Annotated in this window: 19 protein-coding genes and 1 tRNA gene; 10 read left to right on the plus strand and 10 right to left on the minus strand. The window is 69.8% G+C overall.

Translation table 11 applies throughout. The annotated features are described in order from the left end of the window. The first annotated feature begins 60 nt into the window (after window positions 1-60). Window positions 61-933: a Gfo/Idh/MocA family protein gene (locus tag ACUZ2Y_RS18225; RefSeq protein ID WP_476320401.1), complete on the plus strand. Its 873-nt coding sequence runs from the start codon at window positions 61-63 to the stop codon at window positions 931-933. On the opposite strand, the gene ACUZ2Y_RS18230 is transcribed toward ACUZ2Y_RS18225, so the two are convergent. From ACUZ2Y_RS18230 to ACUZ2Y_RS18245, 4 genes are read right to left on the minus strand one after another with little or no spacing between them, the layout of a single operon-like run. After that, the gene (locus tag ACUZ2Y_RS18230) at window positions 930-1,847 is read right to left on the minus strand and encodes a hypothetical protein (RefSeq protein ID WP_476320403.1); all 918 of its coding nucleotides are present in this window, start codon (window positions 1,845-1,847) and stop codon (window positions 930-932) included. The two genes, ACUZ2Y_RS18225 and ACUZ2Y_RS18230, sit on opposite strands and share 4 nt — an antisense overlap. Window positions 1,848-1,871: 24 nt before the next feature. Then, window positions 1,872-2,477 (minus strand): hypothetical protein, encoded by a 606-nt coding sequence (locus tag ACUZ2Y_RS18235; protein ID WP_476320405.1) that lies wholly within the window; start codon window positions 2,475-2,477, stop codon window positions 1,872-1,874. Continuing rightward, window positions 2,474-2,929 (minus strand): RidA family protein, encoded by a 456-nt coding sequence (locus tag ACUZ2Y_RS18240; protein WP_476320407.1) that lies wholly within the window; start codon window positions 2,927-2,929, stop codon window positions 2,474-2,476. The genes ACUZ2Y_RS18235 and ACUZ2Y_RS18240 overlap by 4 nt, the downstream gene beginning before the upstream one ends. Beyond that, window positions 2,929-3,087, minus strand: coding sequence for a DUF4177 domain-containing protein (locus ACUZ2Y_RS18245; protein ID WP_091380118.1), 159 nt, complete (start codon window positions 3,085-3,087; stop codon window positions 2,929-2,931). Before ACUZ2Y_RS18245 ends, ACUZ2Y_RS18240 begins: the two co-directional genes overlap by 1 nt. Before the next feature lie 49 nt (window positions 3,088-3,136). Between ACUZ2Y_RS18245 and ACUZ2Y_RS18250 the strand changes: the two genes are divergently transcribed. Genes ACUZ2Y_RS18250 through bagB form a run of 3 tightly spaced genes read left to right on the plus strand, consistent with a single transcriptional unit; the run spans window position 3,137 to window position 5,590 of the window. Next, complete coding sequence (locus ACUZ2Y_RS18250; RefSeq protein WP_476320410.1) at window positions 3,137-3,385, plus strand: hypothetical protein; 249 nt, start codon at window positions 3,137-3,139, stop codon at window positions 3,383-3,385. 43 nt (window positions 3,386-3,428) lie between these two features. Continuing rightward, complete coding sequence (bagA, locus tag ACUZ2Y_RS18255; protein WP_476320412.1) at window positions 3,429-4,433, plus strand: ATPase BagA; 1,005 nt, start codon at window positions 3,429-3,431, stop codon at window positions 4,431-4,433. Next, the gene (bagB, locus tag ACUZ2Y_RS18260) at window positions 4,430-5,590 is read left to right on the plus strand and encodes an ATPase BagB (RefSeq protein WP_476320414.1); all 1,161 of its coding nucleotides are present in this window, start codon (window positions 4,430-4,432) and stop codon (window positions 5,588-5,590) included. Before bagA ends, bagB begins: the two co-directional genes overlap by 4 nt. Here the strand turns inward: bagB and ACUZ2Y_RS18265 are convergent. Beyond that, complete coding sequence (locus ACUZ2Y_RS18265) at window positions 5,548-5,862, minus strand: WhiB family transcriptional regulator (protein WP_091380130.1); 315 nt, start codon at window positions 5,860-5,862, stop codon at window positions 5,548-5,550. The two genes, bagB and ACUZ2Y_RS18265, sit on opposite strands and share 43 nt — an antisense overlap. 267 nt (window positions 5,863-6,129) lie before the next feature. On the opposite strand from ACUZ2Y_RS18265, the gene ACUZ2Y_RS18270 reads away from it, so the two are divergent. Then, on the plus strand, window positions 6,130-8,622 hold the full coding sequence (locus tag ACUZ2Y_RS18270) for a penicillin-binding protein (protein WP_476320416.1): 2,493 nt from the start codon (window positions 6,130-6,132) through the stop codon (window positions 8,620-8,622). A 447-nt stretch (window positions 8,623-9,069) separates the two neighbouring features. Here ACUZ2Y_RS18270 and ACUZ2Y_RS18275 read toward each other — a convergent pair whose 3' ends face one another. Then, the gene (locus tag ACUZ2Y_RS18275; RefSeq protein WP_476320418.1) at window positions 9,070-9,540 is read right to left on the minus strand and encodes a GatB/YqeY domain-containing protein; all 471 of its coding nucleotides are present in this window, start codon (window positions 9,538-9,540) and stop codon (window positions 9,070-9,072) included. A gap of 90 nt (window positions 9,541-9,630) precedes the next feature. On the opposite strand from ACUZ2Y_RS18275, the gene ACUZ2Y_RS18280 reads away from it, so the two are divergent. Further along, complete coding sequence (locus tag ACUZ2Y_RS18280; RefSeq protein ID WP_476331922.1) at window positions 9,631-10,575, plus strand: metallophosphoesterase; 945 nt, start codon at window positions 9,631-9,633, stop codon at window positions 10,573-10,575. 17 nt (window positions 10,576-10,592) lie between these two features. Continuing rightward, window positions 10,593-10,669: transfer RNA gene (locus ACUZ2Y_RS18285), tRNA-Pro, on the plus strand. Between the two features lie 49 nt (window positions 10,670-10,718). Here ACUZ2Y_RS18285 and ACUZ2Y_RS18290 read toward each other — a convergent pair. Next, the gene (locus tag ACUZ2Y_RS18290) at window positions 10,719-11,561 is read right to left on the minus strand and encodes a helix-turn-helix transcriptional regulator (protein WP_476320420.1); all 843 of its coding nucleotides are present in this window, start codon (window positions 11,559-11,561) and stop codon (window positions 10,719-10,721) included. 92 nt (window positions 11,562-11,653) lie between these two features. On the opposite strand from ACUZ2Y_RS18290, the gene ACUZ2Y_RS18295 reads away from it, so the two are divergent. From ACUZ2Y_RS18295 to ACUZ2Y_RS18305, 3 genes are all read left to right on the plus strand, one after another. Continuing rightward, window positions 11,654-12,388: an SDR family oxidoreductase gene (locus ACUZ2Y_RS18295; protein ID WP_476320423.1), complete on the plus strand. Its 735-nt coding sequence runs from the start codon at window positions 11,654-11,656 to the stop codon at window positions 12,386-12,388. 20 nt (window positions 12,389-12,408) lie between these two features. Further along, on the plus strand, window positions 12,409-12,792 hold the full coding sequence (locus ACUZ2Y_RS18300; RefSeq protein ID WP_476320425.1) for a hypothetical protein: 384 nt from the start codon (window positions 12,409-12,411) through the stop codon (window positions 12,790-12,792). Between the two features lie 84 nt (window positions 12,793-12,876). Then, complete coding sequence (locus ACUZ2Y_RS18305) at window positions 12,877-13,389, plus strand: hypothetical protein (RefSeq protein WP_476320427.1); 513 nt, start codon at window positions 12,877-12,879, stop codon at window positions 13,387-13,389. 39 nt (window positions 13,390-13,428) lie between these two features. Here ACUZ2Y_RS18305 and ACUZ2Y_RS18310 read toward each other — a convergent pair whose 3' ends face one another. The 3 genes from ACUZ2Y_RS18310 to ACUZ2Y_RS18320 are packed head-to-tail and all read right to left on the minus strand — an operon-like array spanning window position 13,429 to window position 14,950. Beyond that, the gene (locus ACUZ2Y_RS18310; RefSeq protein ID WP_476320429.1) at window positions 13,429-14,013 is read right to left on the minus strand and encodes a hypothetical protein; all 585 of its coding nucleotides are present in this window, start codon (window positions 14,011-14,013) and stop codon (window positions 13,429-13,431) included. Between the two features lie 58 nt (window positions 14,014-14,071). After that, the gene (locus ACUZ2Y_RS18315) at window positions 14,072-14,281 is read right to left on the minus strand and encodes a ferredoxin (RefSeq protein WP_476320431.1); all 210 of its coding nucleotides are present in this window, start codon (window positions 14,279-14,281) and stop codon (window positions 14,072-14,074) included. Window positions 14,282-14,302: 21 nt separating this feature from the next. Further along, on the minus strand, window positions 14,303-14,950 hold the full coding sequence (locus tag ACUZ2Y_RS18320) for a hypothetical protein (protein WP_476320433.1): 648 nt from the start codon (window positions 14,948-14,950) through the stop codon (window positions 14,303-14,305). Window positions 14,951-14,983: the final 33 nt, after the last annotated feature.

Genomic DNA, 14,983 nt, shown 5'->3' on the forward strand with positions numbered 1-14,983 from the left:
CTGCGGCCTTCCGTCACGACCACCTGCGCGAGGTATAGACCATTCCGGCAAAATGGGCCCATGGACGACACTGTTTTACGAGTCGGGTTGGTTGGAGCGGGGCCATGGGCGACGGCGGTGCACGCCCCGGGCATCGCAGCGCACCCGGGGACCGAGTTGGCAGCCGTGTGGGCGAGGCGGCCGGAGGCGGCGGCCGACATGGGCGTCCCGGTCATCGCGGATTTCGACGAGCTGCTGTCCACTGTGGACGCCGTCGCCTTCGCCGTCCCGCCCGCCATCCAGGCCGAGATGGCGATCAAGGCGGCCAACGCGGGCAAGCACGTCATCCTTGAGAAGCCGATCGCCGACTCCGTCGAGACCGCCGAACGCCTGGTCGACGCCATCGAGCGGGCGGGGGTCGCGTCGATGGTCGTCTTCATCCGCCGGTTCGCGCCGGAGGTCATCCAGTGGCTCGATGACGTTCAGGGACAGACCTGGTCGGGCGGCAACGCGCGGTGGCTGTCCGGGGCCCTACTGGGCGGCAAGTACTCAGGGTCGACTTGGCGGCACGCGGGCGGCGCGCTCGTCGACGTCGGGCCGCACGTCTTCGACCTGCTCGACGCCGCCCTCGGGCCCGTGGTCGAGGTCGTCGCCGCCCACCATGGCGTGGCCGACCTCTGGACCGTCGTCCTGGCGCACGAGAGCGGCGCGACCAGCACCTCGACCCTGTCGATGTTCATGCCGGTCGACCCCACCGTCACCGACGTGTCGGTCTACGGCGACGGCGGATACCGCGAGCTGAGCGGCCGGGTGGGCAGCGCCCAAGACGCCTACGCCGCACTGCTCGACGACTTCACCGGCCTGGTCCGCGACCGCCGCACCGAGCATCCATTGAACGTCCATAGAGGACTCATGATTCAGCGGCTGCTCGGCGCGGTGGCCGCAAAACTCTAGCTCTTTTCCTTCTGCTGCAACGGAACGCCGTTGACCAGGGTCGACCGGTTGGCTTCCTGCCAGCCGTAGGACTCACTCGACTTCCAGCCGGGCGTGTCGCCGCCACCCTCGCGTCGGGCGAGTTCTTCCTGCAGTTCGCGCAGCAGGGTCAGTTCCTGGTCGTCGTCGGCCTCGCCGTCGCTCGCCTGCGGAATCCAGGGCTCCGGCGTGGTGACGGGCTTGGTCTCGGCGGCGGCCCGCTCTTTCCACGCCTTCGTGACCGGCGGCTTGGACGACGTGCGCTCCAGCGGAACCGACGTCGCGTAGCGCATCGCCGAGTGGTGGTAGTCGCTGGATTCCGTGCTGTCGCGCAGAACCTCGACAGACGCGGTCAGCCCGGCGCGGCGCAGCGCGTGCTCGACGCGGTACGCGGTGGCCGGGCCGGAGCCGGTCGGGCCGATCCGGATGAGCACGATCCGGTGCGGCACCGGGCCGGACGCTGCCCCCGCCGGGGTCAGCCGCCAGACCGCCCACACCGCTCGGATGTCGGGGAGGACGTCGAGGACCTGGATCGTCGCCTCGGCGACCCCCTGGTCGGCGCCGACGCCGCCGATCTTGCCCGCGGAGAACTTGTGGGTCGTGCTGACCGCGGTCTCGATCACCCTGATCCGCTCGACCACCGCCGGGTCGCAGTGCGCCGCCACCATCAGCTCGGTCAGCTCGTCGCGCTCGACCCGGGTGACCGGGATCGGACCCGCGGCCAGCGAGCCGACGATCAGCTCCAGCGCCCGGTCGACTTCGGTGGAGGCGAGCAGCTCGCGGGCGTCGGCCAAGGCGTCGTCATCGAGCCTGCCCGCGAGCGACAACAAAAGATCATGGACGCGGACCGGGAGTGTCACTCCCGCCCATCCGGCACCAGCGGCGACCTTCGTCACGATGGACCCCTCCACGTAGTCGGGCTAGCTCGGGACTAAGTGCCCCTTGGCCACCAGCGGTTCCGAAGCCGCGTAGGCGGCCTCGTGGTACGCGGGCATCTCGAGGTCGTCCGGGAGGACCTCGACGGCCGGTTCGTAGGTCCCGAGGGCCCGCAGCACCCGCTGCAGTTCCCCGGTGAGCCGGGCCGCGTCACCGGTGGCGATGACCAGGACGACCCTGGTCGCCGCGCCGCCCCCGGCCCGGTCGCGCCGCCACGCCGACCGCGCCTCGACCACGTCGGGCCGACCGCGCAGCATCGCCATGAGGACGACCGCGACCGAATCGCCCATGCTCACCCATTCGGGCGACTCCGCAGAGAAGGTGTAGTCGAGATCGTCGACTTCGTCTACCCACGAGACCGCATTGAGCCGTTCGCCGTCCGCGCCGGACGGCAGCAGCGCGCTGTTGATCAGGCGAAACTCGGCGGGCGTGATCGCGACCCGCTCCCGCAGCAGGGTCAGCGGCAGAGCGCGCGCGACCGCGTCGAGCGAGTCGCTGGCCAGCCAGTCACGCAGCCGCCAGAGCTCCCGGTCGCCGAGTCGGCCGGCGAGCCGCAGCAGCAGCTCGTGGCACTCGGCCGCGGCGCTCACGCGACCTCGACGATCAGCTCGACCTCGACCGGCACACCCAGCGGCAGCTCGGCGACCCCGACGGCGGAACGCGCGTGCCGCCCGACCTCGCCGAAGATCTCGGCCAGCACGTCGGACGCGCCGTTGAGCACGCCGGGCTGGCCGGTGAAGCCCTCGGCGGAGGCGACGAACCCGACGACCTTGACGACCCTGGTCACCGCGTCGAGCCCGATGAAGCTGTCGATCGCGGCCAGCGCGTTGAGCGCGCAGATCCGGGCGAGCTCGGCGCCGAGCTCAGGGCTGATGTCGGCGCCCACCTTGCCGGTGGCCACCACCGCCCCGTCGACGATCGGCACCTGGCCCGAGGTGTAGACCAGGGAGCCCGTGCGCACGGCCGGGAGGTAGGACCCCGCGGGGGCGGGCACCTTGGGCAGTTCGATGCCCAGTTCGGCGAGACGGTCGTGCCTGCTCATCAGGCCCCCTTGGGACGCTTGAGGTAGGCGACCATCTGCTCACCGGTCGGCCCGGGGACGACGCTCACCAACTCCCAGCCGTCCTCGCCCCACTGGTCGAGGATCTGCTTGGTCGCGTGGATCAACAGTGGCACCGTGGCGTACTCCCACTTCGTCATGGGCGGCAGCCTAGAACAGCTTCATACAGTTGATGGGTACGGTTGCGAAGTGGAGACCTGGCGTGTGCTCGCGGCCGCCCTGCTCGGTGCGGGCGGAATCGTCTTGTTGCTGGTCACGATGGCCAAAGTGCGCGAACGCACCGGCTCCGCGGGAAGCGTCGCGATCGCGGGCGCGATCTGCGTCACTGTCCTGGCGTTGCTGTGCGTGCTGACGCTGACGGTCCTCGCACCGCCCGTGGCCTGGGGCGTCGTCATCGTCGTCGGGATCGCCGGGGCGGCGATGCTGCTCGTCGGCTGACCGGTCGGGCGGGAGCGCCTACCGGGCAATTACGCTGAATGTCGTGACTACACCCGTCGTCGGCTGGACAGAGGAAGTCGCCCGCGCCCGACTGCACGTGGTCACGGGCAAGGGCGGCACCGGCAAGACCACCCTCGCCGCGGCGCTCGCGCTGGCCATCGCGTCGGCGGGCAAGCGGGTGCTGCTGGTCGAGGTCGAGGGCAGGCAGGGCATCGCCCAGCTCTTCGACACCCAGCCGCTGCCGTACTCCGAGGAGCGGGTCGCGCTGACCGCGGCGGGCGGGGAAGTCAAGGCGCTGCACATCAATGTCGAGGCCGCGCTGCTCGAATACCTCGGAATGTTCTACAACCTGGGGTTCGCGGGCCGCACGCTGAGCCGGATGGGCGCGATCGAGTTCGCCACAACCCTGGCGCCGGGCCTGCGCGACGTGCTGCTCACCGGCAAGATCAAAGAGTGCGTGACGCGCACCGACGACCACGGCAGGCACGTCTACGACGCGGTCGTGCTCGACGCGCCGCCGACCGGCCGGATCGTGAAGTTCCTCGACGTCACCAAGGCCATGGCCGACCTGGCCAAGGTCGGCCCGATCAAGGGGCAGAGCGACGGCGTGATCCGGCTGCTGCACTCCGGTGACACCGCCATCCACCTGGTCACCCTGCTGGAGGAGATGCCGGTGCGGGAGACCGTCGAGGCCGTCGAGGAACTCGATGAGGCCGACCTGCGGCCCGGCGCGATCATGGTCAACCGGGTCCGGCCGCCGCGGCTGCCCGCCCGCTCGGTCACCGCGGCCGCCGACGGCCGGGTCGACGCGACGAGGGTGCGCGACGGGCTCATGTCGGCGGGCCTGAAGCTCTCCGCCGAGGACATCGACGGGTTGGTCGAGGAAACCGTGGAACACGCCATCAGAGTCCAGGCCGAACAGAGCGCGCGCGCTCAGCTCGCGGAGGTCGACCTGCCCGCCGTCGAACTGCCCGACCTCGTCGACGGTGTCGACACGGCCGCGCTGTACGAACTCGCCGAGTCCCTAGTCGACCAGGGCGTCCGATGAGCGGCCTCGACGTCGACGCGCTGATCGACGACCCCGCCACCCACGTCATCGTCTGCTGCGGCTCCGGCGGCGTCGGCAAGACGACGACCGCCGCCGCGATCGCCGTGCGCGCGGCCGAGCGCGGCCGCAAGGCCGTGGTGCTGACGATCGACCCCGCGCGAAGGCTCGCCCAAGCGCTGGGCCTGAAGGAACTGGGCAACACCCCGAAATCGGTGTCCGTCGAAGGCTTCGAGCCCGCGGGCGAGCTGAGCGCGATGATGCTCGACATGCGCCGGACGTTCGACGACATGGTGCTGGCGCACGCGGGCGAGAAGCGCGCGCAGGAAGTCCTGCGGAACCCGTTCTACAAGACGATCTCCACGTCGTTCTCCGGCACCCAGGAGTACATGGCGATGGAGAAGCTCGGGCAGCTCGCAGGCGAGGCGCAGTGGGACCTGATCATCGTCGACACCCCGCCGTCGCGGTCCGCGCTGGATTTCCTCGACGCGCCGCAGCGGCTGTCCACCGCGCTCGACGGCCGCATGATCAAGCTGCTGACCGGGCCCGCCCGGGCGGGCGGCTGGGGTCTGCGCAAGGTCGTCAGCGCCGGGTTCGGCCTGTTCGCGAAGGCCGTGTCCACGATCGTGGGCGGTCAGCTGCTCGCCGACGCGTCCGCGTTCGTGCAGGCCTTCGACGGCATGTTCGGCGGCTTCCGCGAGCGCGCCCAGAAGACCTACGAGCTGCTGCGGTCGGAGGGCACGGCGTTCGTCGTGATCGCCGCGCCCGAACCGGACGCGCTGCGCGAGGCCAGCTACTTCGTCGAGCGGCTGGCCGCCGAGTCGATGCCGCTGGCCGGGCTGGTCGTCAACCGGACCCACCCGGTGCTCACCGCGCTGTCCGCGCCGAAGGCGATCGCCGCGGCCGACAGCCTGGAGTCGGCCGGTGAGGCCCCCCTGGCCGCGGCCGTGCTGCGGCTGCACGCCGACCGGGTGGCGCTGGCGCAGCGGGAGCGTCGACTGATCTCCCGCTTCACCAAGGCACACCCGGCGGTCGCGCTGGTCCACGTGCCCGCGATGCCCGCCGACGTGCACGACCTGGAAGGCCTGCGGCGGATCGGGACGAGCCTGGCCGGAGATCAGCCGACGCGGACGTCTTCTTCCTCGTCGTCGAAGGAGTGACTCCGCCGCGCGTTGTCGAGCAGGTCGCGCCAGGAAAGCACGTCCGGCCTGCGGCGTAGCAGCGCCCGGCGTTCCCGCTCGGTCATGCCGCCCCACACGCCGAACTCGATGCGGTTGTCCAGCGCCTCCGCGAGGCACTCGGTCCGCACCGGACACGCGATACACACCAGCTTGGCCTTGCGCTGCTCGGCGCCGCGGACGAACAGACCGTCCGGATCCTCGTCACGGCACGTCGCGCGAACTCGCCAGTCGACCTTGGTTTCGAGATGCATAGCCCCCACCCCTGTCGTCGTCGCGACCCTGAACCGAATACCCCCCGGTACCGGTTGCGTCCCAGCCCGTGGGCTGTTCTGCCTGTCGTGAGACGTTGACGAACCTTAGTGGGTATCGGTTCCATCGAAAACATCGGGGAGACGCGCGTTACGCAATTTGATGAACTCGCAACCTCCCCAGGTGAGAGAATCCCGCGCCCCCGCGAGTTATCCACAGGCGCGCGTCGTCTCACGGTGAGCCGACCGCCAGGCGCGTAGGCTGACCATGTGCGTTTGGGAGACAGCCTGCTGAAACTACTCGGTCTTTGCCTGCTCGCCGGTGTGCTCGTGGCCGGGATGATGTTCCCTGTCATGGGGGCACTCGGGGTGGTGTCGAACCGAGCCAGTGACACGATCGACAGTGTGTCGGCCGACCTTGTCGCGACCGACCCGCCGCTGATCACCACGATCACCGACAGCGCGGGGGTTCCGATCGCGTCGCTGTTCGACCAGTACCGGATCCCGGTCACCCCGGACCAGATCTCGCCGACCATGAAGGCGGCGCTGGTCTCGATCGAGGACCGCCGGTTCTACCAGCACAACGGTGTCGACTGGAAGGGCACCATCCGCGCCGCCGTGTCGAACCAGACCGGCGGCGACGTGCAGGGCGCGTCCACGCTGACCCAGCAGTACGTCAAGAACTACCTGATCAACGTGGTCAACCGGGGCAACAAGACCGAGCAGTCCAAGGCCCAGGAGCAGACCATCGCGCGCAAGCTGCGCGAGGCGCGGATCGCGATCCAGCTCGAGCAGAAGATGAGCAAGGAAGACATCCTCACCGGCTACCTCAACGTGGTCGAGTTCGCCTACGAGGTCTACGGCATCGGCGCCGCGTCGAGCGCCTACTTCGGCACCACGCCGGACAAGCTCTCGGTCGCCCAGGCCGCCCTGCTCGCGGGCGCGGTGAACAACCCGGTCCTCTACAACCCGTGGCGCAAGCCGACGGAGACGCTCGCCCGGCGCAACGTCGTGATCGACAAGATGGTCGAGAACGAGAAGCTCTCCCCCGACGCCGCCGAGGCCGCGAAGAAGGAAGACCTCGGGATCCTCCCCGCCCCGAAGAAGCCCGCGGCGAACTGCGTCGGCGCCGGGCCGGAGTACGGCTTCTTCTGCCAGTACGTCTACGAGTACCTGCAGAAGCTCGGCTTCACCCAGGACCAGATCCAGACCGGCGGCTACACGATCAAGACCAGCTTCGACGCCCGCGCCACCCAGCTGGCGAAGGCCGCCGCCGAGGGCCAGGTCCCGAAGACGCAGCCGGGTATCGCGAACACGATGGCGATCGTGCGGCCCGGCAAGGAGCGCCACCAGGTCATCGCCTTGGTCGCCAACCGTGACTACGGCCTGGACCAGGCGAAAGGCCAGACGACCTACGGTCTGCCGAGCCGGATCGCCAACAAGTTCGGCGCCGGGTCCATTTACAAGATCTTCACCGCCGCGGCCTACCTGGAGAAGGGCGGCGGCATCATGAACCAGATCAATGTGCCGTTCAAGCACGTCTCCAGCGTCTTCCGCGGTGGCGGCAAGAGCTGTCCGGCGACCGGGCAGCCGAACACCCGTTGGTACTGCGTGGAGAACGCGGGCCCGAACTACCCGGCCAAGATGACCTTGCAGGACGCGCTGGCCACGTCGCCGAACACCGGATTCGTGATCCTCGAAGAGCGGGTCGGGATGGGCCCGGTCGTCGACATGGCGAGCAGGCTCGGCCTGCGCGACACCATGCAGGCCAGCCTGGCGGGCGTCGACCCGGACCCGAACGGCAAGCGGGCCGAGGTCAAGCTGAGCCAGTCCGACTTCTTCAAGCCGAAGCCCAACAACCCCGGCGAGGGTTCGTTCACCCTCGGCCCAGGCCCGCTGAGCACCCTGGAGCTGGCCAACGTCGGCGCCACCATCATGAGTGGCGGCGTCTGGTGTCCGCCGACGCCGCTGGTCGAGGTGCTGGACCGGGACGGCAAGAAGATCGAGATCAATGAGCAGCCGTGTGAGCAGGCCGTGGCGGAGCCGCTGGCCAACACGCTCGCCCATGGGCTCGGCAAGGACCACGAGGGCAGCGGCACCGCCCGCACCGCGGCGGGTCAGGTCGGCTGGAACCGGCCGATGATCGGCAAGACCGGCACCACCCAGGACCACAAGTCGGCGGGCTTCGTCGGCGCCACCCCGCAACTCGCGGCGGCCGTCCTGACGTTCAACGACAGCCCCCGCCCCCAGGGCATCTGCGACGGCGACCCACCGCGGCTGTGCGGCGGCGGCGGCAACATCTACGGCGGCCGGGTCCCCGCCCGCACCTGGTTCAACACGATGTCGAAGGTCCTGGAGGGGCAACCCGCCGACGGTCTGCCCCCCGCCGACCAGCGGTACCTCGAGGGCGGCCCGGAGATCAAGGTCCCGGACGTCATCGGCAAGTCCCAGGAAGAGGCGACGTCCATCCTGCAGAACGCGGGCTACCAGGTAGCCCCCAAGACCCGCAACGACGCGGCCAAGAAGGGCACCGTCGTCGGCCAGTCACCACGCGGGGCCGCCCTGGCGGGCGAGATGATCACCATCTTCGTGAGCTCGGGCTACGTCCCGCCACCGAAGACGTCGGACGCGCCGATCCCGCCGTCGGAGCCCCCACCGGGCACCGGCCCAGGCCTGCCGCCACCACCGGGACCCGGAACCGGGCCGCCAGGCAACGGCGGGGGCAACGGGCCACCGATCACCATCGGACCGGTTGATCCATGACAGCGCTGGGCCGCTATCCCTGGTCGGGATAGCGGTCCAGTGTCGTTCCAGCCTCGTGAGGCACGCCCACACGGAACCGCCTAACGGCGGCGGGATCGCCCACACCACGAATCCACGTCCCCGCCTTGCTTGCCCGCCCACCTGCGCCTGCTGACCGGCGCCGACCGGCTGGAGTGGCAGCCTCCCCGCGGGGCAGCCAACTGAAGGGGCTGGTGGACGGATGGGCCGGGCGGATGGGCTGGGTGGCCGACCGACCCGACTGGCCAACCCGAACGCCCCCGCCCGCCTGACCCACCACCCGGCCGGCCCGACCGAATCGATCGACAGGCCTAGCCAGCCCGCATGGCCGCCTACCCAGAGCCCGGGGTCAGTCAGACGGGCCGCCGGGAACAAGCTGGGCCGCCATCCGGCGAGGGATAGCAGCCCAGTGTCGTTCGGTTCGCGCGCTCAGCCAGTGAGCTTGGCCTTCACCGCGGCGGCGACCCGGCCGCCGTCGGCGCGGCCCGCGACCTTGGCGTTGGCGGCCTTCATGACCTGGCCCATCTGCTTCGGGCCGGGCGCCGAGCCCAGCTGCTCGGTGACTTCAGCCACAGCGCTGTCCACCAGGCCGGCGAGCTCGGCGTCGTCGAGTTGCTTGGGGAGGTAGGCGGCGAGCACCTCGGCCTCGTCGAGTTCGGCCTGGGCCGACTCCGCGCGGCCGGCGCCCGCGAAGGCCTCCGCGGCTTCCTTGCGCTTCTTCAGTTCGCGGGCCAGGACCTTCAGAACCTCGTCGTCGGTGAGTTCCCTGGCCGAGTCGCCCGCGACCTCCTCGGTGGTGATCGCGGCGAGGGCCATCCGCAGGGAGGCCGTTCGAGTCTTCTCGCGGCCCTTCATCGCGGCGGTCAGGTCCGCCTGCAACCGGTTCTTGAGCTCAGCCATGTCGAGAACCCTACTGGCCGCACAAACGCAATACCCGGCACGCACACCGCGCCCCGTACCCTCGTTGGCGTGAGTGACCTAGCCACGACCCTGCGCCGCATCGCCCTCGGTACGACCGCCCTCGGCGCCGCCACCCTCGCGTACGCCGCGGGGTACGAACGGACCCGCTGGACGCTGCGGGAGGCGACCCTGCCGGTCCTGGCCGAAGGCTCCCGCCCGCTGCGCGTGCTGCACATCTCCGACCTGCACATGATGCCCGGGCAGAAGTCGAAGCAGGCGTGGGTCGCCGAGCTGGACAGTCTCAACCCGGACCTGGTCGTCAACACCGGTGACAACCTCGCACACAAGCAGGCTGTGCCCGCCGTGATCCGGGCGCTGAACCCGCTGCTCAACCGGCCTGGGCTGTTCGTCTTCGGGAGCAACGACTACTACGCGCCCAAGCCGAAGAACCCCGCGCGCTACCTGTTCCCCTCGGACAAGCGCATCCACGGCATCTCCCTCCCGTGGCGCGACCTGCGCGCCGCCATGCTTGAGCGCGGCTGGCACGACCTCACCCACACCCGCACCCGGCTGACCGTCGACGGCCGCCTCATCGCCGCCGCGGGCGTCGACGACCCCCACCTCAAGCGCGACCGCTACGACGAGATCGCCGGCCGCCCCGACCGGACCGCCACCCTCCGGCTGGGCGTCACCCACTCCCCGGAGCCACGCGTCCTCGACCGCTTCGCCGAGGACGGCTACGACCTGGTCCTGGCAGGCCACACCCATGGCGGCCAGCTCCGTATCCCCGGCTACGGCGCCCTGGTGACCAACTGCGAACTCGACCGCTCCCGGGCCCGCGGCTCGTCCCGCTGGGGCGCGCACACCTGGCTGCACGTGTCCGCGGGCATGGGCACTTCCCCTTACGCCCCAGTGCGTTTCGCCTGCCCGCCGGAAGCGAGCCTGCTGACCCTGGTCCCCCGCCCCACCGGCGGCGACCCGGCTCGCGAGGGCACAAGGGGAGCCCGATTCGGAGCCCGCGCGAAGGTTCGCTAGACTTCATTCGTCGCACTCGGGGTGTGGCGCAGTTTGGTAGCGTGCTTCGTTCGGGACGAAGAGGTCGCAGGTTCAAATCCTGTCACCCCGACCAATCAAGGCCTGGCCACTCTCATGTGGACGGGCCTTGATTTGTCTTTGCCTCAATGAACCACCGAATGTCGGTAGGTGAGCCGTTCGAGGCCGGTGACGCGGAGAAGGTCCAGCGCCGACGACTCGGGTGTGCCTGGCGCAGCCGAGTAGACCAGGACGGTCTGGTCAGTCTCCGGTTCCTGGAGGGTGTCGACGTCGAGGGAGAGCCTGCCGAGCTCCGGGTGATCGATGGTCGTGCTGCCGGCACGCAGCCGCCCGGAGCGTCCGGCTCGCCACAGGCTGTCGAACCGTGCGCTGCCCGCACGCAGGTCGGCGACGAGTCTGGCCAGGTCGGGGTCCTTGGGGTAGCGGGACTGCGCGGTCCGCAGGCAACCCACGCAGTCGGCATCCGTGTCAGGGTCCGGTGTCTTACCGAGAAACCGCTGCCAGATGAGGTTGCGTCGCCGGGGCGGCAACTCCGAGAAGTCACCGAGCAGCGCGGCGGCGAGGGGGTTCCAGGAGAGCACGTCGGACTTGGCCGAAAGCACGAGGGCGGGCAGGTCCACCACCCGGTCCAGCAGCCGGAGCACGCTCGGCCGAACCAGCATCGGGACGCGGCCCGCCTGTGGGGGTGTCGCGCCCGCGAGCCGGAACATCATGTCGCGGTCGTCGTCACTGAGCCGAAGTGTCCTGGCCAGCGCGCTGAGCACTTGTGGCGATGGCCTGGGGCCGCGGCCTTGCTCCAGCCGGATCACGTAGTCGACGCCGAGGCCCGCGAGGTGGGCGACCTCCTCGCGGCGCAAGCCGGGCACCTGCCTGCGCGGGCCTGCGGGCAGGCCGACGTCGGCGGGCTTGACGCGCGATCGCGCGGTGCGCAGCACCACTGCCAGTTCGGCTCTGTCCACACATCCCATCGTGCCGGACGGGCGGCCGCTCGGGGTGGTACCGGCGGTCCCATGCCCCGGCGGTCCTGGCGCCCGGCCGCAGCCGCGGCGACGCTACGACTGTGCCGACAACGAGAACAGCAGCAGCGACCACCGCCCTGGTCACCGGGGCGAACAAAGGATTGGGACGGGAGACCGTGCGGCGGCTCGCCACGCTGGGATGGGACGTGTTCCTGGCGGCGCGTGACACCGCACGTGGCACCGCGGCGGTGGCGGAACTGGCCGGGGACGGGTTGGTCGTGCGGTTCGTCCCGCTCGACGTGACCTCCGACGAGTCCGTCGCCGCGGCCGCGGACACCGTGAAGGCACACGCGGGGCGGCTGGACGTACTCGTGAACAACGCGGGCATCGGCGGGCCCGCCCGCCCGCCTGCCGACACCCGGGCCGCCGAGTTGCGGGACCTGTTCGAGGTGAACGTGTTCGGCCCCATCCGGGTGACGAACGCCTTCCTGCCGCTGCTGCGTGCCGCCGAGCAGCCCAGGATCGTCATGGTGTCCAGTGGAATGGGATCGTTCACCGTCGCCAATGACCCGCGGTGGTTCGGGCTGGTGCCCCCGACGCTCGGTTACCCCGCGTCGAAGGCCGCCCTGAACATGATCACCAGTCAGTACGCCCGCGCGCTGGACGGCATCCGGGTCAACGCCGTGGATCCTGGCTACACCGCCACCGACCTCACCGACAACGCCGGTTTCCAGACCGTGGCCGAGGGGACCGACGCGATCGTCCGGCTGGCGGGCGTCGGCTCGGATGGGCCGACCGGTGGGTTCTTCGACCGCGACGGGACCGTCGCGTGGTGACGACGATGAAAGGCGAAGCAATGGGTGACACGATCCTGTCGCTCGGGCTGCATCCGAGCGCCGTCGACTTCAGCAGGCACCCGGAGCTCACCGAGGAGATGCTGGCGGCCCGGATCGCGGCAGGCGACGCGGCACTGCGTGAGGCCGGTTTCGACATCGTGGCGTGCCAGGTCCCCGCCGACGTGGACGAGGCGGTGCAGAAGATCCACGGGTGCGTCGCCGAACGACCCATCCAGGTCGTGATGATCGGCGCCGGCCTGCGGATGGCCGAGGAGCACACCCTGCTGTTCGAACGGGTCGTGAACCTGCTCAACGAACTCGTCCCCGGCATCGTGTTCTGCTTCAACACCTCACCCGAGACCACCATCGACGCGTTGCGCCGGTGGGCGCGCCCCAGCCACTGAGAACACGTCCGTTCACAGCGGGTTGGTGGCCCGGGTGCGGTTACCGGGTTGCGGACGAGAACCGGGCGTTCAAAGCTGGGCGTCATGACTGACTCCGACATGTCCGTCCTGCGCGAGCGAGCCGAAGCGGGCGACGCGGACGCGCTCGACGAGCTGATCGAACTGGCAGGCGAACTGGGCGACATTGACGAGTTGCGGCGCCTCGCCGACAAAGGCAGCTCCGACGCGACCGACATGCTGGTCGAACTCGCCGGCGAGCGTGGCAACCTCGACGAGTTGCGGCGCCTCGCCGACAAAGGCAGCTCCGACGCGACCGACATGCTGGTCGAACTCGCCGGCGAGCGTGGCAACCTCGATGAGCTGCGACGGCTCGCCGACAAAGGCAGCTCCGACGCGACCGATGTGTTGATCGAACTCGCCGCTGAGAACGGTGACATGAACGAGCTGCGACGGCTCGCCGATGGCGGGAACTCCACCGCCGCTGATCAACTGATCGAGCTCGCGACCGAACTGGGTGACATGGACGAACTGCGGCGGCTCGCCGAAAAGGGCAATTCCACCGCCGCCGAGCAGCTCCAGGAGCTCACCGGCGAGTGACGAGTTCAGGCCCGGACCGGGCCTGAACTCGTGCACGAACTACAAAGCCGCCCGCAAATGGGAGGCGAAAGCGCTGGCCGATGCCGTCAGCCAGGCGTCCACTGAGGTCAGGTTTACGTTGCGGGCCAAGCGGTGTTCCTTCCCTCGCCGCACGTCGACCATCAGGGCCGAGCCGCCGGGGACCAAGTCGTCCATGCAGATTTGCAAGATCCGCAAGGCCGCATGGGCCGCGTCCCGTTCCAGGGGTTGTTCCTTGAAGTGGAACATGATCACCTGATCGCCCCCCGACGACCGGACCGCCAGGTGCGGGACCACGGACAGGTCCACGTCCCCGACCCGCAAAGCGCTTGCCCCGCAGCGAATCGGGACAGCCCGCGCCTTTGACCACCAGCCCACGAAGCCGTCGGCGATTTGGGCGAACGCTCGGGGCTGCCCGGTCAGCTCCGCCTGGTCCACCGCGCGCGCCAAGACCGAGAGATCACCCACCGACACCGCGACCCGGATCGCGTCGAGGATGGGGCGGTAGAACTGGACGTCGCCTGCCACCAGCTGGGCGGCGACGATCTCCGTGCGCCTGCGCCGACTGCCCGTGGCGTACTCCGCGAACGATGTCGTGCTGATCATCGTGGCTCCCCTCGTTTCCCTTGTCTACCAAGGAAAACTACCCGAGGGGTACGACAATTCAGGCCAGTAGATCACGGCCGTTCTCGGTCACCGAGATGGCCATCGCGGGGCACGATTCGGCCGCTGCGAGGACGTCGTCGTGGGGTTCGACCTCGGGGGCATTCGCCACCGCGCTGACGCCCTCGAGGGTGAAGTGGTCAGGTGCGATGCCCGCGCACAGACCGGAGGCCATGCACGCCCCCGCGTTCACTTCCAGTTTCCAGGTCACTGATCCACCATAGGGCGGGAACTACTTTTCCCGGAAGGTATCCACGACTTCTCGCAGCGCCGGCTCGCTTGCCACGCGGCGGTCGGCGAGGGTCCAGGTGAGGATCTGATGGTAGGCGCGCTCACCCTCGACCACCGTGCACCAGTACACGACCGCGACATCGTCGAACGTGCCGTTGACCTCGTACCGCACTGCGGGCAGACCCCCGAGGGTGGTGTCGACCGGCTGCCCGACGACCGCGCCGGACAGCTGCGTCAGCGAGATCTCGGCGGTCTCCTCGTAGTCGGCGAAGTCCTCGAAATCGGACTTGTCGTCCGAGATCACCATGAGGTAGCGCTCCTGGTAGATCTGCCCCAGAGCCAGCACGCTGCCGGGCACCCGGTAGTCCGAGGGCAGCTCAGCCCACTGGGCGGGCACCGTCATGACGCTGCGGCCGTCCTCCGCCGTCACCGTCTTGGTCGATCGGTCCAACTCGGCGGCCGACGTCGCCGGGCGCGAGGGGGTGCGGCTGGTCTCGACGACCAGCCACGTCACGGCCGCGAGCACCGCCACGACCAGCACGGACAGCAACGCCCACAGCTTGACCGGCTTCTTGCGGGGCGGCTCCGGCGCGCGCGGGCTGAAGAAGGCCTGTTGGGGCGCGAACTGGCCCTGCCATGGATCTGACATCGCGGCTCCCCCACCGGGCACATCGGACGACGT

The sequence above is a fragment of the Actinokineospora sp. UV203 genome (assembly GCF_056323665.1).